This window comes from Methylomonas aurea, assembly GCF_024505045.1.
GTDB lineage: Bacteria > Pseudomonadota > Gammaproteobacteria > Methylococcales > Methylomonadaceae > Methylomonas > Methylomonas aurea.
Window position 1 is genome coordinate 1 of sequence record NZ_JANIBM010000054.1, and the last position, 20,462, is coordinate 20,462.

Annotated in this window: 23 protein-coding genes; 14 read left to right on the forward strand and 9 right to left on the reverse strand. The window is 56.2% G+C overall.

The window, feature by feature from the left end:
- Window positions 1-433: 433 nt before the first annotated feature.
- The 3 genes from modA (at window position 434) to lnt (ending at window position 3,473) form a co-directional block, all read left to right on the forward strand.
- Window positions 434-1,195 carry a molybdate ABC transporter substrate-binding protein gene (gene modA, locus NP603_RS20750; protein WP_256612775.1) on the forward strand — a complete coding sequence of 254 codons (762 nt, stop codon included), beginning with the start codon at window positions 434-436 and terminating at the stop codon, window positions 1,193-1,195.
- Window positions 1,196-1,250: 55 nt separating this feature from the next.
- Complete coding sequence (locus NP603_RS20755) at window positions 1,251-1,679, forward strand: TOBE domain-containing protein (RefSeq protein WP_256612776.1); 429 nt, start codon at window positions 1,251-1,253, stop codon at window positions 1,677-1,679.
- Window positions 1,680-1,904: 225 nt separating this feature from the next.
- Window positions 1,905-3,473, forward strand: coding sequence for an apolipoprotein N-acyltransferase (gene lnt, locus NP603_RS20760; protein WP_256612777.1), 1,569 nt, complete (start codon window positions 1,905-1,907; stop codon window positions 3,471-3,473).
- Window positions 3,474-3,646: 173 nt separating this feature from the next.
- Here the strand turns inward: lnt and NP603_RS20765 are convergent, their stop codons facing one another.
- Window positions 3,647-4,531 (reverse strand): LysR family transcriptional regulator, encoded by an 885-nt coding sequence (locus NP603_RS20765; RefSeq protein WP_256612778.1) that lies wholly within the window; start codon window positions 4,529-4,531, stop codon window positions 3,647-3,649.
- Between the two features lie 157 nt (window positions 4,532-4,688).
- On the opposite strand from NP603_RS20765, the gene NP603_RS20770 reads away from it, so the two are divergent.
- Window positions 4,689-5,267 (forward strand): beta-class carbonic anhydrase, encoded by a 579-nt coding sequence (locus NP603_RS20770; protein WP_256612779.1) that lies wholly within the window; start codon window positions 4,689-4,691, stop codon window positions 5,265-5,267.
- A gap of 134 nt (window positions 5,268-5,401) precedes the next feature.
- Here the strand turns inward: NP603_RS20770 and NP603_RS20775 are convergent, their stop codons facing one another.
- Window positions 5,402-5,983, reverse strand: coding sequence for a hypothetical protein (locus NP603_RS20775; RefSeq protein WP_256612780.1), 582 nt, complete (start codon window positions 5,981-5,983; stop codon window positions 5,402-5,404).
- 205 nt (window positions 5,984-6,188) lie between these two features.
- Between NP603_RS20775 and NP603_RS20780 the strand changes: the two genes are divergently transcribed.
- Window positions 6,189-6,719: a class I SAM-dependent methyltransferase gene (locus NP603_RS20780; protein ID WP_256612781.1), complete on the forward strand. Its 531-nt coding sequence runs from the start codon at window positions 6,189-6,191 to the stop codon at window positions 6,717-6,719.
- Here the strand turns inward: NP603_RS20780 and dmeF are convergent.
- On the reverse strand, window positions 6,682-7,686 hold the full coding sequence (dmeF, locus tag NP603_RS20785; protein WP_256612782.1) for a CDF family Co(II)/Ni(II) efflux transporter DmeF: 1,005 nt from the start codon (window positions 7,684-7,686) through the stop codon (window positions 6,682-6,684). The genes NP603_RS20780 and dmeF overlap by 38 nt on opposite strands.
- 151 nt (window positions 7,687-7,837) lie before the next feature.
- On the opposite strand from dmeF, the gene xseA reads away from it, so the two are divergent.
- Both xseA and NP603_RS20795 read left to right on the forward strand, forming a co-directional pair.
- Complete coding sequence (gene xseA, locus NP603_RS20790; protein WP_256612783.1) at window positions 7,838-9,181, forward strand: exodeoxyribonuclease VII large subunit; 1,344 nt, start codon at window positions 7,838-7,840, stop codon at window positions 9,179-9,181.
- A 186-nt stretch (window positions 9,182-9,367) separates the two neighbouring features.
- Complete coding sequence (locus NP603_RS20795; protein WP_256612784.1) at window positions 9,368-9,790, forward strand: HIT domain-containing protein; 423 nt, start codon at window positions 9,368-9,370, stop codon at window positions 9,788-9,790.
- Here the strand turns inward: NP603_RS20795 and NP603_RS20800 are convergent.
- The gene (locus tag NP603_RS20800; RefSeq protein WP_256612785.1) at window positions 9,779-10,186 is read right to left on the reverse strand and encodes a flagellar basal body-associated FliL family protein; all 408 of its coding nucleotides are present in this window, start codon (window positions 10,184-10,186) and stop codon (window positions 9,779-9,781) included. The genes NP603_RS20795 and NP603_RS20800 overlap by 12 nt on opposite strands.
- Window positions 10,187-10,249: 63 nt before the next feature.
- On the opposite strand from NP603_RS20800, the gene nagZ reads away from it, so the two are divergent.
- From nagZ to NP603_RS20815, 3 genes are read left to right on the forward strand one after another with little or no spacing between them, the layout of a single operon-like run.
- Window positions 10,250-11,266: a beta-N-acetylhexosaminidase gene (nagZ, locus tag NP603_RS20805; protein ID WP_256612786.1), complete on the forward strand. Its 1,017-nt coding sequence runs from the start codon at window positions 10,250-10,252 to the stop codon at window positions 11,264-11,266.
- A complete protein-coding gene (locus tag NP603_RS20810; protein WP_256612787.1) occupies window positions 11,250-11,804 on the forward strand; it encodes a hypoxanthine-guanine phosphoribosyltransferase in 555 nt (184 codons plus the stop codon). The genes nagZ and NP603_RS20810 overlap by 17 nt, the downstream gene beginning before the upstream one ends.
- Window positions 11,801-12,547, forward strand: a complete 747-nt coding sequence (locus NP603_RS20815; protein ID WP_256612788.1) for an S-methyl-5'-thioinosine phosphorylase — start codon at window positions 11,801-11,803, stop codon at window positions 12,545-12,547. Before NP603_RS20810 ends, NP603_RS20815 begins: the two co-directional genes overlap by 4 nt.
- Before the next feature lie 143 nt (window positions 12,548-12,690).
- On the opposite strand, the gene NP603_RS20820 is transcribed toward NP603_RS20815, so the two are convergent.
- Window positions 12,691-12,885 carry a hypothetical protein gene (locus NP603_RS20820; RefSeq protein ID WP_256612789.1) on the reverse strand — a complete coding sequence of 65 codons (195 nt, stop codon included), beginning with the start codon at window positions 12,883-12,885 and terminating at the stop codon, window positions 12,691-12,693.
- 197 nt (window positions 12,886-13,082) lie between these two features.
- On the opposite strand from NP603_RS20820, the gene NP603_RS20825 reads away from it, so the two are divergent.
- Both NP603_RS20825 and soxZ read left to right on the forward strand, forming a co-directional pair.
- A complete protein-coding gene (locus NP603_RS20825; RefSeq protein WP_256612797.1) occupies window positions 13,083-13,472 on the forward strand; it encodes a thiosulfate oxidation carrier protein SoxY in 390 nt (129 codons plus the stop codon).
- Entirely contained in the window at window positions 13,472-13,789 is a 318-nt protein-coding gene (soxZ, locus tag NP603_RS20830; RefSeq protein ID WP_256612790.1) for a thiosulfate oxidation carrier complex protein SoxZ, read from the forward strand. The genes NP603_RS20825 and soxZ overlap by 1 nt, the downstream gene beginning before the upstream one ends.
- Here soxZ and NP603_RS20835 read toward each other — a convergent pair.
- Genes NP603_RS20835 through NP603_RS20850 form a run of 4 tightly spaced genes read right to left on the reverse strand, consistent with a single transcriptional unit; the run spans window position 13,786 to window position 17,304 of the window.
- Window positions 13,786-14,745, reverse strand: a complete 960-nt coding sequence (locus NP603_RS20835) for a beta-ribofuranosylaminobenzene 5'-phosphate synthase family protein (protein ID WP_256612791.1) — start codon at window positions 14,743-14,745, stop codon at window positions 13,786-13,788. The genes soxZ and NP603_RS20835 overlap by 4 nt on opposite strands.
- A 33-nt stretch (window positions 14,746-14,778) precedes the next feature.
- Window positions 14,779-15,453 carry an HAD family hydrolase gene (locus tag NP603_RS20840; RefSeq protein ID WP_256612792.1) on the reverse strand — a complete coding sequence of 225 codons (675 nt, stop codon included), beginning with the start codon at window positions 15,451-15,453 and terminating at the stop codon, window positions 14,779-14,781.
- Window positions 15,450-16,373 (reverse strand): hypothetical protein, encoded by a 924-nt coding sequence (locus tag NP603_RS20845; protein ID WP_256612793.1) that lies wholly within the window; start codon window positions 16,371-16,373, stop codon window positions 15,450-15,452. The genes NP603_RS20840 and NP603_RS20845 overlap by 4 nt, the downstream gene beginning before the upstream one ends.
- A gap of 4 nt (window positions 16,374-16,377) precedes the next feature.
- Window positions 16,378-17,304, reverse strand: coding sequence for a GGDEF domain-containing response regulator (locus NP603_RS20850; RefSeq protein ID WP_256612794.1), 927 nt, complete (start codon window positions 17,302-17,304; stop codon window positions 16,378-16,380).
- Between the two features lie 157 nt (window positions 17,305-17,461).
- Here NP603_RS20850 and NP603_RS20855 point away from each other — a divergent pair, with 157 nt between their 5' ends.
- Together NP603_RS20855 and pntB are read left to right on the forward strand one after the other, a co-directional pair.
- Window positions 17,462-19,018: a Re/Si-specific NAD(P)(+) transhydrogenase subunit alpha gene (locus NP603_RS20855; protein ID WP_256612795.1), complete on the forward strand. Its 1,557-nt coding sequence runs from the start codon at window positions 17,462-17,464 to the stop codon at window positions 19,016-19,018.
- A gap of 10 nt (window positions 19,019-19,028) precedes the next feature.
- A complete protein-coding gene (gene pntB, locus NP603_RS20860) occupies window positions 19,029-20,417 on the forward strand; it encodes a Re/Si-specific NAD(P)(+) transhydrogenase subunit beta (protein WP_256612796.1) in 1,389 nt (462 codons plus the stop codon).
- The last annotated feature ends 45 nt before the right edge of the window (window positions 20,418-20,462 follow it).

Consider the following 20,462-nt stretch of genomic DNA (forward strand, 5'->3'; position numbering starts at 1 on the left):
AATGCTCAGTTCCCGCCTTATTTGCCAAGAACTCTATTTGATTACGCATTGTTCGTTTATTTTTCTCCGAATCAACACGAAGACTTCGCGGGCAACGAAAAACGTTGTATACAATGAGTTATTTCGAAATCATCCCCATAACGAATCGGGTAGCGAGTCATGTCGCTGAGACACTGCGGCGCCTATCTAAAAAATTCGGCTATTTCCAACAAAAGAATATATTGTTAACAAATAGCTGCCTAATTTTGTTGCTGCTGGGCTCCGATTCCTATATCTAGTTAATAAGTCGAATCACATCACGATATAAGGGCTTTAATCTGGACACAAGGCGCTGTTTCGTCTTGCAACTTTGGCAAAGTACCAATCAAACGTTATTTACTTTTGTATATATCGTTATACACTAAGCCAATCATCGGATACTACGGAGACAGACATGCTATTCACTGAAAATGGGCGGATATTGGCGCTAGTGGCTTTCCTCGTTACCAGCCGGATCGCTGATGCGGAAACGGCTTTAGTCGCGGTGGCCGCCAACTTTACCAAGCCGATGGCCGAAATTGCCGAGGCATTCGAAAAATCCACTGGACACACAGCGAAACTGTCTTATGGTTCGTCGGGTAAGTTCGTCGCCCAGTTCGAAAACGGTGCGCCGTTCGAAGTGTTCTTATCGGCGGACGATACAAGTCCGGCAAAACTGGAAGAATCCGGGCTGGGAGTGACTGGCAGCCGGTTTACTTATGCGATCGGCAAATTGGTGTTGTGGTCGGCTAGCCCGAATCTTGTCGATTCGCAGGGACAGGCGTTGAATTCCGGCAATTTCAAACACATCGCACTGGCAGATCCCAAACTGGCTCCCTATGGCATGGCGGCAGTCGACACCTTAAAAAATCTCGGGCTGTTGGAAAAACTGACACCTTTATTCGTTCAAGGCGAAAACATCGCCCAAACGCTCCAGTTCGTTAATAGCGGCAATGCCGAATTGGGATTCGTTGCCCTTTCCCAGGTGATAGAAAACGGCAAGATCGGTTCCGGTTCGGGCTGGATCGTTCCGGCAACCCTTTATCGACCGATCTTGCAAGATGCGGTGTTGCTGAAGACCGGTGCCGAAAACCCTGCCGCCAAAGCGTTGCTGGAGTTTCTGAAAACTCCACCGGCGTTGGCGATCATCGAAAAGTATGGCTATGCCCTGCCCTAAACCTAGCATGACGTTTGCCTCCTTCCCCCTGTATCAACATCAATGAGGATGTCTTATGAAAACCAGCGCACGTAACCAATTTGTCGGCAAAGTGAAACGAGTGTTGATCGGTGCAGTCAACGCGGAAATCTACTTGGGCTTGAACGGCGGAGCAACCCTGGTTGCGTCGATCACCAAAGAGTCGGTGGCGACGCTCGGAATCGAAGTTGGCGTAGAAGCCATCGCTTTGGTTAAAGCCCCGCAGATCATCGTCGTCACCGATTTCGGCGGATATAAAGTTTCCGCGCGTAACCAGCTCGGCGGAACCGTGGTGGCCGTCAAACCCGGCGCGGTAAATTCCGAAATCGACATCGAACTCGGCGGTGGAGATATAGTCGCGGCGACGGTAACTAACGATAGCGTCGCTACGTTAGGGCTAACTATAGGCCAGCCGGCCACAGCGATATTCAAGGCCGGCTCCGTTATTCTCGCGGTGCGAAGTTGATTGAGTTTCGGCACTACCAATGCATCATCAGCCATGGCGACGGTTAATTTAACATCAGCCCCTCTGCGGTCGAGCCTTTAACGCTTTCCCGTGAATCAACGCACAAGCGGCGAACTCGGCCTATCCGGCCAACGCCGTTATTACCGGTCCGATTGCCTAGAACGGAGCGGCTCGCTGCCGGCTATCGGTTACAATCGACGGTTTTTAGCGGCAAACGGCATAGATATGAGGCAGGCTTTTCGATCGCCATGGTGGCTGCCGGTGTTATCCGGCATTTTCATCGGTACCAGCTACATCCCCTTCCCGCCTTGGGCCTCGTTGTTCTGTTTCGTCCCGCTGTGGCAATTCTGGCAAAGCCAGGACAGGCTGCGGCCGGTGCTGCTAAGCGGGATATTGACCAGCTTTATCTATACGATGATTGGCTTCAACTGGGTGACCTACACCCTGCACGAATTCGCCAACGTCAATTGGCTGGTTGCCGCTATCGGTATGCTGATTTTCGCGGCATTCGGCCACTTGTTCGTGCCGATCGCCGGCTTGGTTTGGTTCTACGCTCGCCGCGTCCTGAGCGCCGACAGAGGGATATCGTTTGCTTTGATGGCGATTTTGACAGCCTTGGCCGAACTGTACGTCCCGATGCTGTTTAAATGGAATTTCGGGTATAGCTGGTACGGCGCCGGCTTGCCGCTCTACCAATGGGCGGAAATCGTCGGTTTCGCCGGTTTGAGCATGCTGACCGTACTCGCCAATTTGGCCGTGCTGTATGCCTGGCAGCAGCGCGGGCAACGCGCGGGCAAAACCGCAGCCGTCGCGATCGTGCTCGGCTTTGCCGGGCTGAACGCCGGCGGACTATGGCTGAAAAACTGGTTGCCGGCCGCCGACGATGCGTTGGACGTGCTGCTGGTGCAAGCCAACATCGGCAACCTGCAAAAACAGTCCATGGAACACGGCAAAGGCTATCGCGCGGAAATTTTGACCCAATATTTTCAGGCCACTGATGCCGGTTTGGCCGACAACCCGGACGTCGATTTCGTGATGTGGTCGGAAACCGCCTTCCCTGCCCTATTGGGCGGCGAATACAACCAATCGCAGTACGCCGATCTGTTACAAAGGTTTGTGCGCAACCGGCAATTGGCCTTATTGACCGGCGCTTACGCAAAAGACGAACGTAATGCGATCACCAATTCCTTGTTTGTCATCGACGAAACCGGCAAGGTCACCGAGCCGCATTACAGCAAAACCATCTTATTGGCCCTGGGCGAATACATTCCGTTCGCAGACGTCTTTCCTTGGCTGAAAACCGCATTGCCTATGGTCAGCCAATTCGGACGCGGGCCGGGACCGACCTTGTTGCTGCGCTTGAACGGTTTCGATATGGGGCCGCAAGTCTGTTACGAAAGCCTATTCCCGGAATTTTCCAAAGGGCTGGCCGATCTGGGGGCGCAATTCATCGTTAATGTCACCAACGATTCCTGGTACGGTAGCTGGCAAGAGCCTTACCAACATTTATATATGACGCTGGCTCGCGGCGTGGAATTCAGGCGGCCGGTGCTGCGCGCCACCAACACCGGCATATCCACGGTATCGTTAGCCGACGGTACGGTGTTGCCGCTTTCGCCACTCGATACGAGCTGGGCCGGCAGCTATCATGTGCCGTTCTCGAAACAACCGGCCAGCACGTTTTACCAACGCCATTTCCATCTGATGCCGGGCCTGTTATGGAGCGGACTGGTTCTGTTAGTAATAGCCGGCTTGCGCGCCGGAGTTACAAAGCCCGGCGCAACTGTCACCTAAAACAATAACCGGCAGGCAAAAAAAATCCGGCTGTAAGCCGGATTTGAGAGGAGGAAGTTATTGCACTGAACATCTCTGCAATAACGCACATATTATCAGCAACCCCTTATATTAGGAATGCGGCATATTGTCACGCGACAAGTTGCCACATTGTCCGAAAGTACAGCCCCAGCCTATTGGCCGAAATAATCCAGCAGAAAATTGATGAACGTGGTCAACTTGGCCGGGTAGAACCGACGCTGTAGGTAGGTGGCGTAGATAGCCAATGCCGGTCGCCGGTATTCCCGCAGAATTTCGACCAACTCGCCGTTTTGCAAATGCGGCGCAACCGACAAGCGCGGCGCCTGAACGATACCCATCCCCATGGCTGCCGCCTGACACAACGCCCGGCCGTTGTTGGAAGCCAGCATCCAATCGGATTTGATCCGTTTCAACTCGCCGTTGACGTTGAACAACCAATAATCGCCGTGCGGAGTATCGACGTAATGCAAGCACTGGTGGCCGCTCAGTTCGTCTATGGTTTGCGGACAGCCTTTTTCGGCAAGATAGCTGGGCGAGGCATAGGTACCCAGTTCGGTTTCGGCGATCTTCCGCGCCACCACTCCCGGGTCCAGGGTGTCGGTGACGAGTAACGAAATATCGAAGCTGCCGACCCGCAAATTGGGCGGCTTGTTATCCAAGGACATCAGGATTTTGACTTCCGGATATTTTTTTAAGTAGGCTTCGATGGCCGGCACCATGTACATGCCGCCGAAATCGATAGGCGCACTGATTTTAATGGTGCCTTTTACCCGCTCCCCCAACTGGGCCGTCGACGACTCCAGATCGGCCAAATCCTCCAACAACTGTTTGCTGCGGTGGTAATAGGCTTCTCCGGCGCTGGTCAAACTCATGCTGCGGGTTGTTCGGTGCAATAGCACCACGCCCAACGAGGCTTCTAATTGGGCAATGTATTTGCTGACCATCATCGTCGACAGCTTCAGTTCTTTGGCAACCGCGGAAAACGTCCCCAATTCGACGATACGGCAGAACACCCGCATATTATTGAACTTATCCATCGCCCTGTTATTTTATAAACTTGAAGTTTATATTTTATAAACTTTTCAGCGTCTTTAAACCATTTTCCGGCTTCGTTAAAATTTGCAGTGGAGATAGTTGTTACACCGTCTGGTTCAGCAGTTTCGGCCAGACGCTTTTTCACCCACCGAGGTTATTATGAGCAAAATTCACAACGAAGTACTCCTAGCCAATCGCGAATACGCGTCCAGTTTCGATAAAGGCGGCTTGGCGATGCCGCCCGCCCGCCAATTCGCCATCCTGACCTGTATGGATGCCCGCCTGGACCCGGCCAAATACGCCGGTTTAGCCGAAGGCGACGCCCACGTGATCCGCAACGCCGGCGGCCGCGCCAGCGACGACGCCATCCGTTCCCTGGTGATTTCCTACAAATTGCTCGGCACCAAGGAATGGTTCGTGATTCACCATACCGACTGCGGCATGGAAACCTTCACCAACGATATCATGAGCGATTTGCTGGCGAGCAGCCTGAAAACCGCCAGCGTCGATGCCAGCGGCTGGCACGATAGCGGCGACGGTCCCGGCTCCACCGACGGCAAGTACATCAATTGGCTGACGATCAAGAACCAAGCCGAAAGCGTGTTGGAGGATGTCAAACGCATCAAGGCCCACTCGCTGGTGCCGAGCTACATTCCGGTTTACGGCTACGTCTACGACGTCAAAACCGGACGTTTGCTGGAAGTGCCGGAAGCCACTGCAGCCGGCCAAGCCAGCTAAGATTTCCGATACGCTGTGCAATTGAAGATAGCAGTTTTGCAACTGCTATCTTTCTCTACTTTTGTTGGGTAAAGTCCAAGCCGAATCAGGCGAGCCTCGCCTGGTCCAATCAAACACCAATGCAGCGAACCAGGCTAATCGCGTTCTTCCGCCGCCATTTGTCTGTGGTAGTCTGCCAAGTGACGACTCTCGTCCGCAGCCTTAGCCAGATCGCGGATCATCGCTTCCGCCTGCGATTTCAGATCTTGTATGCGTTTGCCGTATTTCCAAGGTTTGGCCAAATATTGCTCAAGCATCTCCCGTTCTTCTTGCGCGTCCGCTTCCAAGGTTCGGGCAATGTCCTCATAATGGTTGGCAAGTCGCAAGTGCGCATCGCGGCTTTCCGCAGTTTGCACCGCCTGAGCCCAGGATTGCGGTTTGATTACCGTATCGCTGGTGCAGGCGGTTAATTGACATAAAGTAATAAAAATTAAGGGTTTTGGGTTCAATAACATAGTTTGCCTCCCCGAACAGGTGCCGTTATGCCAAGCGGTAGTGCGTTTGGCAGACGCCATTAACAGCAATCCGCCGTTATGGATAGGGGCTAAATTGCTGGATTCGGCAGTCGAGAAATATTGTATATAAATATCGAATCGATATGTTATTTTTTGAAAGTCGGCGTCCTGAAGCTGTGAGAGTGGGGTAAAAGCGAGAACGAAAGCCAAAAAAATCTGCATCAATGCTAAATGCAAGCACCACGTTTGGACCAATGGTTATATGCTGAGCGTTATCAGCAGCCCTACGTTATTCCTTATGGTTAATCCAACCTGCCCTCTTTGTTCCAACCAAGAAACCAGCCATTTTCATCATGACCGGCAACGCAATTACCGCTGCTGCGCGGAATGTAGACTGGTATTTGTCGATAGTAGCCAACATTTAAGCGTGGAGGCAGAAAAAGCAATTTACGATCTACACCAAAACTGTGCAGACGACGCCGGATACCTTAAGTTTCTATCGCGGCTGGCGCTACCGATGGCCGGCCTGTTGCCGCCCACGTCCGAAGGTCTGGACTACGGCTGCGGTCCCGGTCCGGTACTAGCCGGCATGCTCGAAGGATACGGACATCGCGTCAAACTTTACGACCCGATTTACGCCGATCATCGCCAACATCTCCAGCAACAATACGATTTTATCGTCTGCACCGAAGTCATCGAGCACTTTCGCGAGCCTGGGCGCGAATTCGCCCGCCTGTTCGGACTGATTCGCCCCGGAGGCTGGCTGGGCGTCATGACTAAATTGGTAATCGGTCCGGACGCCTTCAGCCGTTGGCATTACAAGAACGATCCGACCCATATCGCGTTTTTCTCCCGGCCTACCATGCTTTGGTTGGCCGAGCGCTACGATTGCGCGATCGAATTCATCGGCAATGACGTCATCATTCTGCAACGCAATCCGCACCGACGCAGCAATTGACTTCCACCGTGACGTGGTCCAACTTGTGGAACCCTAGCAACAGGCGCTTGTAATGCTGCGGCGGTTTCGGGTGCTGCGTCACCAGCCCGATGATCGCTGCATAATGGTTGGCGCTGACCGGCCAGATGTGCAAATCGACGACACGGCATTCTCCATCCTGTTCCAGCACGGCCTTAATCTCGGCGGCATAGCCGGAATCGATACTTTGATCCAGCAGAATCGGACTGGTGTCTCTGATCAAGCCCACAGCCCAAACCAATATAACGGTGGCACCGACAAATCCCATCACGGTGTCCAACCAGACCCAGTCGTAATACTTACCGGCTAACAACGCGACAATCGCCAATACCGAGGTCAGTGCGTCAGCCACTACGTGGAGATAGGCCGCCCGCAAGTTATGGTCGTGGTGGCGATGGTTTTGATGTTCATGCTCATGTTCATGCTCATGTTCATGGTCATGCTTATGGTCGTGGTCGTGATGATGGTGAAGTTCGCTGCCGTGGTGATGATCGTGATGATCCCCCAGCAATAACGCGCTCACCAGATTGACCAGCAGCCCCACTTCGGCAACCAAAATTGCTTCGTCGAAATGGATCACCTGTGGCGCCAGCAAGCGTTCGATCGAATCGGCCACCATGACGAATGCTACCATCGCCAACGCGATTGAGCTGGCGAAACCGCCCAACACGCTAACCTTGGCCGGACTAAATGCAAACGTCTGGTCATACTGATGTATCCGGCTGTAACGGTAGGCAAAAATCGCGATCATGAAGGCGACAACGTGGGTCGCCATATGCCAACCGTCGGCCAGTAAAGCCATGGAGTGGAACTGCATGCCGGCGGCAATTTCCACCAGCATCGTGGTAAACGTCAGCGCTAAAACCCATTTGGTCCGCCGCTCGCCCTTGCGGTTGATCCTTGCGAAATCGTGAGAATGCTGCCAATTGCCGAGTTGATGTTCATGCATGAGTCGAATCCTTGTCGTCCACCAAAACCTTTACTGCGCCATTCTACCCCAGCTCTCCAGCAAAAACCGCCGCATGGGGAAAGCCGACCGAAAACGGCGGAAACGGCTTAAAATACTGCTATTGCCCGACGCATCTACTCTTTTCCTTCCAATGACAGATTCCGAATCGATATACAGCGTTTCCGAACTCAACCGCGAAACCAAGCGCCTGTTGGCCAACCACTTTCGAACCGTGCAGGTGCAGGGCGAAATATCCAACCTGAGCCTGCCCTCGTCCGGCCACTATTACTTCACGTTAAAGGATGCTCAAGCGCAGGTCCGTTGCGCAATGTTCAGGGGGCAACAACAACGCTTACGCTTCAAACCGGCCAACGGCGACTCGGTTATCGCCACCGCCCAGGTCAGCTTGTACGAACCGCGCGGGGATTACCAACTGGTGGTGGAGCATTTGGCCGAAGCCGGAGACGGTGCATTGCGACTGGCTTTTGAACGTCTGAAACAGAAATTGTTAACAGAAGGTTTGTTCGACCAGGAACGAAAAAAACCGCTACCCTCCCTGCCCGAAAGAATTGGTGTGATCACCTCGCCCAGCGGTGCCGCGATTCATGACATTCTGAGTGTATTGAAACGGCGTTTTCCCGCCATACCGGTGTTGATTTATCCGGTTGCGGTGCAAGGCGACACCGCCAAATTCGAAATCAGCGCGGCATTGGCCAAGGCAAACCACGACCCGCAAGTCGACGTTCTGATTCTGGCCCGCGGCGGCGGCTCGTTGGAAGACTTGTGGGCGTTCAACGAGGAAATCGTCGCCCGTGCCATTGTCGACAGCAAGATTCCGGTGATCTCCGCCGTCGGCCACGAAGTCGACTTCAGCATTGCCGACTTCGTGGCCGATTTGCGCGCTGCGACGCCGTCGGCGGCAGCCGAACGCGTCGTGCCGGATGCCACTATTTTGCTCGGCGCGTTCGCCAGCTTCGAGCGCCAAATGCAAAGGCTGATGCAGCAAAAATTACTGCGCCAGCGCCAACAGCTGGAATGGCTGGAAAAAGCCTTGCGCAGCCAGCATCCAGGCCAAAAGCTGCAGCGCAATGCCCAACGGCTGGATGAATTGGAACTGCGCCTCCGGCATGCCATGCTAAACCGGTTGGCCCATGCCCGCCAGCAAGCGGCGGTCCGCGAACAACGTTTGTACGGTAACCAACCGCTGGCAGCGATCAAGTCACAGCAACGGCAACTGCAATTTTTCCGGCAACGGCTGCAAACTGCGGTAAAGGCTAAAATTAAGATGCTGAACAGCCAACACGCGGCCGCGGCGCAAACCCTGCACGCCGTCAGCCCGCTGGCTACGCTGGAACGCGGTTATGCCATCGTCCAACACCACAGCTCAAAGCAATTGGTTAAGTCGATTAGTCCGTTAAATGTCGGGGATTTACTCGACACCCGGATTACCGATGGTCGGATTGTCAGCCGGGTCACCGACATCTCCAGCCACTGAAACCGTTTTTTTAGGCTCCGAATTGCTCGCGCTTGGCCTCGACAACCTAAACCAGGTCTAAATTTGTTGGAACGCTGGATATTGGTTAGCATGGCCCCGGTTTGAACCATCCGCTCGGTCCGCTGGCCCGGAAACGCCGTTCCGACAAACTGAAGTAATTCGCAGAAAATTTCCCTCGAGGCATCGATGACCGATTTCGAACTTCATCCGCAACTGCAACAAGACTGTTTTAGAGTCGGTAGTCTGTCTTTATCCGAGCTATTGATGATGAACGACAGACAGTACCCTTGGTTTATCCTGGTGCCGCGGCGCGCGCATATCAAAGAAATTCACCAATTGAGCACCGCGGACAGGCAAACCCTGTTGGCCGAGTCGTGCTTACTTGCCGAAACCTTGAGCGAACAATACCGGCCGGACAAACTGAATATTGCTGCAATCGGCAACCTGGTGCCGCAACTGCATTTGCACCACGTGGTGCGCTACCAGACCGATAAAGCCTGGCCGGCGCCAATCTGGGGGAAATTTCCGGCGGTGCCGTATAACGGGGACCAACCCGAACAGCGCCTCGCGCGGATGCGCGAAGCACTGGGAAGCTGGTTACTGGATTAAGAATTCGGAAAAAAATACGTCTCTGAAACCGTCGCTGTTTTGGATTTTGCCCAGCAAATCGGTGATCAGTTGTTTGGTTTTCAGGCGCAAGCCTTCGCGCTGCTCCATCGATTGCAGGTCGGCGACATGCATGCCGCTCAACATCATGATCATTTCGTGGCGCAGTAGCGGCATATGTTTTTTGACTTTTTCGACGTGCTCGGCGCCTTCTACCAGCAACTGCACGTTAATCATCAGATACCGTTTCGGCTCGGCCAGATTCACGGTAAATTTCGGTTTCATTTCGACATATTCGATTACCGGCCCGGCATTTTCCTCGGCCTTCTTCTCGCCCGAGTTGGCCTGCGCCAGAAACGGGGATAACGCTAAACAGAACAACAAAATAAATGTTCGCACGGATTCCTCATATAATGTGGTGGTAACGCCAAAAAGTATATTCCATTTTCCGCAATTATCACGATGAAACCACTCGCTATCGGCCCGGTGATGATCGACATCGCAGGCCACAGCCTGACCGCCCTGGACCGGGAAAAAATCGCACATCCCAACACCGGCGCCTTGATCCTGTTTTCCCGAAATTACGAGAGCCCGCGGCAAATTGCCGAATTGATCCGAGCGATCCGTAACGCCCGCAACGGCGATATTCTGATCGCTGTCGATCAGGAAGGCGGCCGCGTCCAACGCTTCCAAACCGGGTTTACCCGGCTGCCGGCAGCGGCGCGCTATGCCGAGCGACCCGACCTGGCAGAAGCGGCCGGCTGGCTGATGGCCAGCGAAATTCTGGCCGTGGGCGCCGACTTTAGCTTTGCGCCGGTGCTCGATGTGGACTGCGGTGTCAGCACGATCATCGGCGACCGCTCGTTCTCTCAAAGCCCGGAGCAAGCCGCCGACTTGGCCGGCAAATTCCGCGCCGGCATGCGCGCCGCCGGAATGGCAGCCACCGGCAAGCACTTCCCCGGCCACGGAGCGGTGGCATTGGATTCGCATCTGGACTTGCCGGTGGACGACCGTAGCCTGGACGATATCCGCCGCCAGGATCTGGTTCCGTTCCGGTGCTTGATCGCCGCAGGCCTGGAAGCGGTGATGCCGGCGCACGTGCTTTATCCGCAGGTCGACCGCTACCCGGCCGGTTTCTCCGAGGTTTGGCTGCAACGGATACTGCGCGAGGAGTTGGGCTTCGACGGCGCCATTTTCAGCGACGATCTGAGTATGGCCGGGGCCGCCAGTATCGGCGACTTCAACGAACGCGCCGGACTCGCACAGCAAGCCGGCTGCGATATGTTATTGGTTTGCAACGACCCGGCCGCCGCCGAACAGGTGCTGGACAATTTGCCGTCCAGTGGCAACGACAAACGGGAGCAACGCTTGCAGGCCATGCGCGGCCGCAGCTCGCTGGGCCTGGACGATCTGCCGGCCCACCCGCAATGGCGCCAATTTTCCCAACAAATCAGCGAGTTTTATGAATCGATTGCTTGAAGAAATCCGCCTGGTCGAACAACAGGCCCTACTGTTGCACAGCGAGGCCGAGGTCGAGGCCGCGCTGGACCGGATGGCGGAGCGGATCAACCGGACCTTGGCCGACAGCGATCTGTTGGTGTTGTGTGTAATCAATGGCGGCATCATCGCCGCCGGCAAATTACTGCCGCGACTGGACTTTCCGTTGACCGTAGACAGCATCCACGCCAGCCGCTACCGCAACGCCACGTCCGGCAGCGACATCCATTGGCTGTACAAGCCGACAACTTCGCTGGCGGGGCGTTCGGTGCTGATCGTCGACGACATACTCGACGAAGGCCATACGCTGCAAGCCATCGTCGATTACTGTCTGGCCCAGGGAGCGCGGCAAGCATTGACCGCCGTACTGTTCGATAAACAATTGGGCCGGGAAAAGCCGGTAAAACCCGATTTCGTCGGCTTGAGCGTAGCCAACCACTACTTGTTCGGCTATGGCATGGACTACAAGGGGTATCTGAGAAACGCACCGGGCGTCTACGCCTGCAAGGAAGTGTTATGACATTGGCAATTATCGGCGGCACCGGCCTGACCCGAATCGAAGCGCTCAACATTACCGGCCAGCAAGAGCTGGAAACCCCATTCGGCCCGCCGTCGGCACCATATGTGTTCGGCGAACTGAACGGACAATCCCTGATATTTTTAGCCCGGCATGGCAACCCGCACCGAATTCCGCCGCACAAAATCAATTACCGCGCCAATATCTGGGGTTTGAAACAGCTGGGCGCCGCTGAAATTATCGGCGTCGCCGCCGTCGGCGGCATCAGCCCGTCGATGGGGCCGGCCAAGATTGCGATTCCGGCGCAATTGATCGATTACAGTTACGGCCGCGAACATACTTTTTTTGCCGACGACCTGGAACACGTGACCCATATCGATTTCACCGAACCGTACACTCCGAGCTTAAGGCGGCGTATCGTGCAAGCGGCTGCGGCTGCCGGAATCGAGGTATACGACGGCGGCGTCTACGGCTGCACCCAAGGCCCGAGATTGGAAACGGTTGCCGAAATCAAGCGCATGGCCAACGACGGCTGCGATCTGGTCGGGATGACCGGCATGCCGGAAGCGGCGCTGGCCCGCGAACTGGAGCTGCCTTATGCGAATATTTCGGTGGTTGCCAACTGGGCGGCCGGCATCGTCGACGGCGAAATCACGATGGCCGAAATCGAGAAAAATCTGCTGGCCGGTATGAGCAATGCGATTGCGTTGTTGCAGGCAACGGTGCTGTCGGCGACGGCAGGCTAAACGAAAAACGGGGGCTGGCGCGACCCGGACAATTGCGCCAACCCCCGCGAAAGGTCGGAACCGACACCCACGGTTCCTATAAGTATCCATCCAATCGAGCCGGCCGTTTGCGGAGAAGATCGCCCCGGCGCGACGGCGGAGGCTTATTTGGTGAGACCGCCCTGATGCAGCACATCCGAGCGATAAGCCGAATTGCTGGCATCTTCGGCGATATTTTTGGCTGCGGTTGCATATTTGTCGTGCTCGGCATTTTTTACCATCAGCACCGCGCCGGCAACCAACACGACGGCAACAGCAATGTATGTCCAAAAATTATCTTTTTCTTGCACTTCGTTCATTTCGTACCTTCCTTTTCTGGTTTTTTAGTGGTGGTGCTGAAAATGTTTTCAACGCGGCACAAGATAACAAAGGGCCGTCACAGATTTTTGATATACGTCAATTTTTTTAAGGTTATTACCAAGCGATGCGCTCCTCTCGGCGAAATTTCCTGAAATCCGCCTGCATATGGGCGACTGGTGGCTTATATTTGGCCAAAGTGAGCGATAGTGCCGCTGAGCGCCTGGCCGAGAACTTTGCCGCCGGCGACTTCGCTGACCGTTATGCCAGGCTATTCGGCGAGCAAGCTGTCACAGACAGCACGCTGATCGAACTGGTCTTGCCGGAAATTGCCGAAGACGGCGCCGTGGTGCCGGTGACGATCCGCAGCGAGTTGGACGGCATCGATCGACTGTATCTATTGGCCGATAAAAATCCGACACCGTTGGTTGCCGAATTCGAATTGGCGCCATTGGTTGCATTACAGCTCACCGCGCGCATCAAGTTAGCGGAATCCTGCCGAGTGACGCTGGTCGCCCGCCGCGACGGCCAATTATTGCGCTGCAGCCGTTGGGTCAATGTGATGCGCGGCGGCTGCGGGAGCGGTTGATGAGCAGCATCAGGGTGCGCAGCCGGCGGGAAGGGGAATATATCGAGGTGAAGGTGTTGATCGAGCACCCGATGGAAAACGGCCGCAACCGCGACGCCGCAGGCAACTTGATTCCGGCCCATTTCATCGAACAGCTAGCGCTGACATTGAATTCGCAACCGCTATTGACGGTAAATATGGCGGGCAGCGTATCGAAGAATCCGTTCTTCAGTTTTCGTTTGAAACAAGCCGCCGACGGCGACGTGCTTCGAGTTGACTGGCGCGATAACCTCGGTTCGAGCGACAGCGCCGAACATCGAATCCGCGTTAACCGCTAAGTGTCGATCAATTCGGCCGGCAGATTTCTGGCGCTGGCAACCGTAAAACTCAACGGCGAATCGGCAAATTTGCGCCGCAAGGCCGTTAGCAAGCCATCGGCGATTTCCGGGCTGGCCACGGCGCAAAAACCGGTCGGTCCCCACGAAGTCTGGCCAATCGCGACCGCGCCCTGCTCCGCCAGATAGGCCATTGCCGCCGCAACCTCCGAACTGGTAAATACGCCGCCCTGCACTGGTGCAAAATGTTCGCCGACCGCTTGCTGCAACAGGGTAATCACGTCGCCGAATTGTTGCAGATCGTGTTCTGCCAAAGCCGGCAGGCCGCGCATCAGCAGCAAATAGCACAAACGTTCCGCCTTCTCCTGGGGAAATGGCGGCAATTCGCCGAAAGCGCTGACTTCCTGCTCCCCGTGCAAACCCTGGCCGCGCTGGTCGAAAACCAGGATGAAACGCCAAGGGTCCGGCACCGCCATTTGCGCCACAACCGGCGGCGTCGCGGTATTGGGGCCGCGGCCGCCGTCGACGATGACACCGCCTTTTTCGAAAATCCCGATTCCGATCCCGGAACGGGCACCGCGATCGGATAATTGCGCGATCTCCCGGACCGACAGGCCCAGCCCGTAAAACCGGTTCAATGCGGCACCAACCGCCAACGCCATTTGCGTACCCGACCCCAGACCGATATGCTCCGGAATCGCTGCCGCGATTTCGATCCGCAAACGGTCAGGCACCCCCGCATATTCGCAAAACTGGCCAACGCAACGGCGGGCGCGTTCGGCGCCCGGCCCGCTAACCGACAATTCGTCGGCAAGACTGACGCTGAGCCGGGTGTTGATTTCGTTCAGCGCTACGCCGATGCTGCCGAAATGCCGTCCCAAGCCGCCGCTCAGATCGATAAACCCCATATGCAGCCGGGCCGGAGCGATCACTGTGACTGTTTGGAATTGCGCTTTCACCACCAGGATTTCCTTAGCAAAAATGAGGCGGCATTATAGCGGAAGCCGGCCCGGCGCCGAGATTAAATCGGCTACCTGGTACAAATCGGCTAACACCAGATCGGCCAGCCCGGCAGTCTCCGGCTCAACTGCAGCCGACGGTACCATGATGCAACGCGCGCCGGCGGCTTTCGCCGCCCGGACGCCGACCGGCGAGTCCTCCAGTACCAGACAATCGGCAATCGGGCAGGCTAGCGCCTCGGCCGCGCACAAAAACAGGTCCGGCGCCGGTTTGGCCCGCATCGAGTTATCGGCGGCGGCGATCACGGAAAACACTTGTTGCAATCCTGCCGCTCGCAGGCAGCGCTCGGCATTGGCACGGCGGCTGTTGGTCGCCAGCGCGTAACTCCAGCCGCGGCGGTCGGCCGCAGCCAGAGCCGCTCGGAAGCCGGGCTTGACATCGATACCGTAGCGTTCGACGTGTTGCGTCCAGTAAAGGCCGCTCAACTGTTGAAACGCGGCGACATCGAATCCGGCGCCGAAATAATCTTGCAAGCGTTGCCGGACCATTTCTCCGGAGCAGCCAGACAGGCTGGCGCAAAACTGTTCGGGCAACTCGCAACCGAGCTCAGCCGCCGCCTGCCGCCAAGCGGCGAAATAGGTGGTCTCGGTGTCCAGCACCAAACCATCCATGTCGAAGATCAACGCCGCCACCTGCAATGTATTCACCGTAGCACTTTGATATATTCGCTGATGGCCTCCCGGGTCGAACCGACCACCAGACGCTTAAGGCCTTGTTGGTCGACTTCGATCCGGCCGGCGGCTTGAATCCATTCGCCTTGCTGGGCCTGGCCGTTATAAGTCGCAGTAAAGCAAACCACGCTGGCGACCTCGGCATGCTTGAGCGGGAAACAGGCCGGGTAATCGAAACTAAACCGGTCGTCCGCGACTTCTGCTTCGACCCGGGCAAAGCCCAATTTGCGGTACTGCCCCGGCGCCAGCCCGGAATCGCATAGTAGCGACAAATCGAATTTGCGCTGGTTGAGCATGCCCTTGTTGTATTTGCGTTGTTCGTGCCAGATATATTCGTCCAGCGCAAAATCGCAGGCGCGGCGCCGGTAAGCTTCCAGCCAATCGCTGTCGTTCAGGGCCTGAATCCGGTCCCTGGCAATCAAAGCTTGTACGGTGAAGCGGGCGCGGTGGAATTCGTCGCGGTCGTAGCACACCAGATCGATATCGGAATCGCGGTTCTGCATCCCCACCAACAACGAGCCGGTGACGCCGAACAGATCCAGTTGCAAGCCGTTGTCAGCGAGCAGCCGGCACAAATGCTGCAAATCGGCCAGCACGGCATCGGCGGGCTGCCGCCGCAACAGCTCGTGCAATTGCCGGCGGGGTTGGTAATGCCGGACTACTGCCGAGGCCGGCACCGCATGCACGTCGGCATCGATCAGCGGCGAATAATATAAGTAGTGCTGATAAGACCTGCGCAGAAAATCGTTAGCGAAAAAGGTGTCGACCTTGCGCCAACTGCCGTCGATACGTGCATAGCGGAGAAAACAAAGTACCTTGCCCAGCTCCAATCCGTTGCTGACGACAGCAAAAATCAAGCCTTCGCTGGTTTCGACGAAATCCTTGGCTAAATACACGGTTTCAATCGATCTCCACGCGGTTGCGGCCGTTTTGCTTGGCTTTATACAAAGCGGCATCAGCCGCTTCCAGCATCATTTGCGGCGTTTTGTATTGTCCGACGAACGTCGCCACTCCCAAACTAATACTGATACGCCGTTCCGGCGCCGCATTGTGCACTAGTTGTTTGTTCCAAACATCGAGACGCACCGCCTCTGCCAAACGCCTGGCCTCCGACAGCGGCGTTTCGGGCAAGATCGCCGCAAACTCCTCGCCGCCGTAACGGCAAACCAGATCGCTTTCGCGTTCGAGCTGGGTTTGGATACTCTTGGCGACCTCTACCAGGCAAGCATCGCCCTGTGGATGTCCCCGAGTATCGTTATACTGTTTGAAGTAGTCGATATCGCATATCAAAAGAGTTAACGGCGTTTTTGTCCGTCGGGCCAAAGCAAACTGAATAGCAAAGTTGCCGTCGAATTGACGCCGATTGCCCAGTTCGGTCAATTGGTCGACCAGAGACAAGCGTGCCAATTCCTGATTCGCCCGTTGCAGTTCTGCTTGGGTTTGCTGCAATTTCACCCGCATCACGTAAATCCGTTCCATCGCCAATACCGTATAGCGCAGGCGTATCGGATTTAGCGGTTTGGGCAAATAAGCGTCGCCGCCCGCCAGCACGCCGTTAATGAACGATTCGTCGTCGTCGTGCGTCGTCAAAAAAATTACCGGGAACCAATCGGCCTTTTTCACCTCGCGAATCGCCTTTGTGGCTTCGAAGCCGCTCAAATGCGGCATTTCCACGTCCATTAGAATCAAATCCACGTCGTGGTCGGCGACGTATTGCAACGAATCGGCGCCATTTTCGGCGAAAGCCACTTCGTGGCCCATTTCTCGCAAACACTCTGCGGCAAGCTGCCGGATCGTTTTGCTGTCGTCAACCACCAAAATTTTCATCGTCTGATTATCAATGGTACGGGTACGCAACCGATGATAGCTCAAATCCTTGCTGCTACAGAAAACAATTGATAAAACCGAATCAATCACCTATTCTCGCCCGCGGGTTTTTCGGCCTATGCAATCCGTAATTTCCCTCCACACAACAGGAGAAATCATGAAAATCGGTGTTCCTAAAGAAGTCTACGACGGCGAAAAGCGCGTCGCCACGACGCCCGAAGCCGCGGAAAAAATCATAAAACTAGGGTTCGAAGTCCTACTGGAAAGCGGAGCCGGCGCCGATGCCAATATCTCCGACGACGCCTATCGCGCCGCCGGCGTGCAGATTGTCGGTTCGGCCCAGGAACTATGGCAGCAAAGCGACATCGTCATGAAAGTCCGCGCCCCGCAGCACCATCCGCAACTCGGTATCGACGAAGCCGACTTACTGCGCGACGGGCAACATCTGATCAGTTTCATCTGGCCGGCGCAGAACGAAGCGCTGATGCAGAAATTAGCCGCCAAAAACGCCACGGTATTGGCAATGGACAGCGTGCCGCGCATGTCCAGAGCACAGAAAATGGACGCGCTGAGTTCGATGGCCAACATCGCCGGCTACCGCGCCATCGTCGAAGCCGCCCAACACTTCGGCCGCTTCTTTACCGGCCAGATCACCGCCGCCGGCAAGATCCCGCCGGCTAAAGTACTGGTGATCGGTGCCGGCGTCGCCGGCCTGGCCGCGATCGGCGCCGCCAAGGGCATGGGCGCCATCGTCCGCGCCTTCGACACCCGGCCGGAGGTCAAAGAACAAATCGAAAGCATGGACGCCGAATTCCTGATGTTGGACTTCCAGGAAGACGGTTCCGGCAGCGGCGGCTATGCCAAGGTGATGTCCGCAGAATTCATCGCCGCCGAAATGGCATTGTTCGCCCAACAGGCTAAAGAAGTCGACATCATCATCACCACGGCCTTGATTCCGGGCAAACCGGCGCCGGAGCTGATCACCGCCGAGATGGTGGCGTCGATGAAACCCGGCAGCGTCATCGTCGATCTGGCGGCCGAGCAAGGCGGCAACTGCGCGTTGACCGAAAAAAACCAAGTCGTGGTCAAACACGACGTCACCATCATCGGTTACACCAATTTGCCCAGCCGGCTGGCCAACCAGTCCAGCCAACTGTATGCCACCAACCTGCGCCACCTGTTGACCGATCTGTGTCCGAACAAGGATGGCACGCTCAACGTCAATTTCGACGACGAAGTGATTCGCGGCGCTACCGTCATCAAACAGGGCAAAATCACTTGGCCGCCGCCACCGCCGCAATTGTCGGCCGCACCCAAAGCCGCTGCGGCCGCAGCGGAAACCGCCGCCGAACCGAAAAAACCGCTGCTACCGGAGCCGGTACGGCAATTTTTGCCGATGGCGTTGGCCGGCCTGGCGTTATTTTGGGTCGGCGCCGTGGCGCCAGCGTCGTTTCTGGCCCATTTCACCGTGTTCGTGCTGGCCTGCTTCGTCGGCTACATGGTGATCTGGAACGTAACACCATCTTTGCACACGCCGTTGATGAGCGTAACCAACGCCATCAGCGGCATCATCGTCATCGGCGCCCTGGTGCAAGTGTCATCATCCACCGCAATCGTCGCCGGCCTGTCGGCCCTGGCGATCCTGATCGCTTCGATCAACATCGCCGGCGGCTTCCTGGTCACCCGGCGCATGCTCGCCATGTTCAGAAAATAGGAGAAGCGCAATGTCTAACGGAATGGTAACCATGGCCTATATTGCGGCTTCCATTTTATTCATTCTCAGCTTGAGCGGCCTGAGTCGGCAAGATACCTCTCGGCGCGGCAATTACTTCGGTATGCTGGGCATGGCGATTGCGATCGTGGCCACGGTGCTCAGCGGAGATGTCACTGCCTACGGCTGGTTGAGTGTGGCCTTGCTGATCGGCGGCGCCATCGGCGCCCGAGCCGCCGCCAAGGTGGAAATGACGCAAATGCCGGAACTGGTGGCGCTGATGCACAGTCTGGTCGGCATGGCGGCGGTGCTGGTCGGCTATGCCAGCTTTCTCGATCACTCCAAAACATTGGCCGGGGTCGAGCGCACCATCCACGAACTGGAGATTTACATTGGCATCTTTATCGGCGCCGTCACTTTTTCAGGCTCGGTGATCGCCTTCGGCAAACTGTGCGGAAAAATCAACGGCAAGCCGGTGTTGCTGCCGGCCCGCCACTGGCTGAATCTGGCGATGTTCGTCGCCACCTTCATGTTGGGCGGCAGCTACTTGGAGGGTGCCGAAAGCGGTGCGGGCATGACCCCGCTGCTGATCATGACTGCCATCGCCCTGGTGTTCGGCGTGCATATGGTCATGGCCATCGGCGGCGCCGACATGCCGGTGGTGGTGTCGATGCTGAACAGTTACTCGGGCTGGGCGGCGGCGGCCACCGGCTTCATGCTCAGTAACGACCTGCTGATCGTCACCGGCGCGCTGGTCGGCTCCAGCGGCGCGATTCTGAGTTACATCATGTGTCGGGCGATGAACCGCCATTTCTTGAGCGTAATCGCCGGCGGCTTCGGTAGCTCCGGCGGCGAAGCGGCGGAAGTCGTCGGCGAAGTACAACCGATCGAAGTCGAGGAAACCGCGCAACTGCTGCGCGATTCCAAGGACATCATCATCATCCCCGGTTACGGCATGGCGGTGGCGCAAGCCCAGCATACGGTCAATGAAATTACCAAGTATCTGACCAGCCACGGCAAGAAGGTGCGTTTCGCGATCCATCCGGTCGCCGGACGGATGCCGGGCCATATGAACGTGTTGTTAGCGGAAGCCAAAGTGCCGTACGACATCGTGTTCGAGATGGACGAAATCAATGAGGACTTCCCGCACGTCGACGTCTCGATCGTTATTGGCGCCAACGATATCGTCAACCCGTCGGCCTTGGACGATCCCAACAGTCCGATTGCCGGCATGCCGGTATTGGAATGCTGGAAAGGCGGCACTACCATCGTTCTGAAACGTTCGATGGCATCGGGCTATGCCGGGGTCGGCAACCCGCTGTTTGTGCACGACAACACCCGGATGTTGTTCGGCGACGCCAACGACAAACTGCAAGCCTTATTGAAAGCCTTGCAGGGCTAGTCGAACCGAATCGGCTCCGGCCGCGGCGCTAGCGTTTCGCCGCGG

Coding starts and splice junctions, on each gene's coding strand:
- modA (WP_256612775.1), top strand. CDS start 434: ATGCTATTCACTGAAAATGGGCGGATATTGGCGCTAGTGGCTTTCCTC.
- NP603_RS20755 (WP_256612776.1), top strand. CDS start 1,251: ATGAAAACCAGCGCACGTAACCAATTTGTCGGCAAAGTGAAACGAGTG.
- lnt (WP_256612777.1), top strand. CDS start 1,905: ATGAGGCAGGCTTTTCGATCGCCATGGTGGCTGCCGGTGTTATCCGGC.
- NP603_RS20765 (WP_256612778.1), bottom strand. CDS start 4,531: ATGGATAAGTTCAATAATATGCGGGTGTTCTGCCGTATCGTCGAATTG.
- NP603_RS20770 (WP_256612779.1), top strand. CDS start 4,689: ATGAGCAAAATTCACAACGAAGTACTCCTAGCCAATCGCGAATACGCG.
- NP603_RS20775 (WP_256612780.1), bottom strand. CDS start 5,983: ATGCAGATTTTTTTGGCTTTCGTTCTCGCTTTTACCCCACTCTCACAG.
- dmeF (WP_256612782.1), bottom strand. CDS start 7,686: ATGCATGAACATCAACTCGGCAATTGGCAGCATTCTCACGATTTCGCA.
- xseA (WP_256612783.1), top strand. CDS start 7,838: ATGACAGATTCCGAATCGATATACAGCGTTTCCGAACTCAACCGCGAA.
- NP603_RS20795 (WP_256612784.1), top strand. CDS start 9,368: ATGACCGATTTCGAACTTCATCCGCAACTGCAACAAGACTGTTTTAGA.
- nagZ (WP_256612786.1), top strand. CDS start 10,250: ATGAAACCACTCGCTATCGGCCCGGTGATGATCGACATCGCAGGCCAC.
- NP603_RS20810 (WP_256612787.1), top strand. CDS start 11,250: ATGAATCGATTGCTTGAAGAAATCCGCCTGGTCGAACAACAGGCCCTA.
- NP603_RS20815 (WP_256612788.1), top strand. CDS start 11,801: ATGACATTGGCAATTATCGGCGGCACCGGCCTGACCCGAATCGAAGCG.
- NP603_RS20820 (WP_256612789.1), bottom strand. CDS start 12,885: ATGAACGAAGTGCAAGAAAAAGATAATTTTTGGACATACATTGCTGTT.
- soxZ (WP_256612790.1), top strand. CDS start 13,472: ATGAGCAGCATCAGGGTGCGCAGCCGGCGGGAAGGGGAATATATCGAG.
- NP603_RS20850 (WP_256612794.1), bottom strand. CDS start 17,304: ATGAAAATTTTGGTGGTTGACGACAGCAAAACGATCCGGCAGCTTGCC.
- NP603_RS20855 (WP_256612795.1), top strand. CDS start 17,462: ATGAAAATCGGTGTTCCTAAAGAAGTCTACGACGGCGAAAAGCGCGTC.
- pntB (WP_256612796.1), top strand. CDS start 19,029: ATGTCTAACGGAATGGTAACCATGGCCTATATTGCGGCTTCCATTTTA.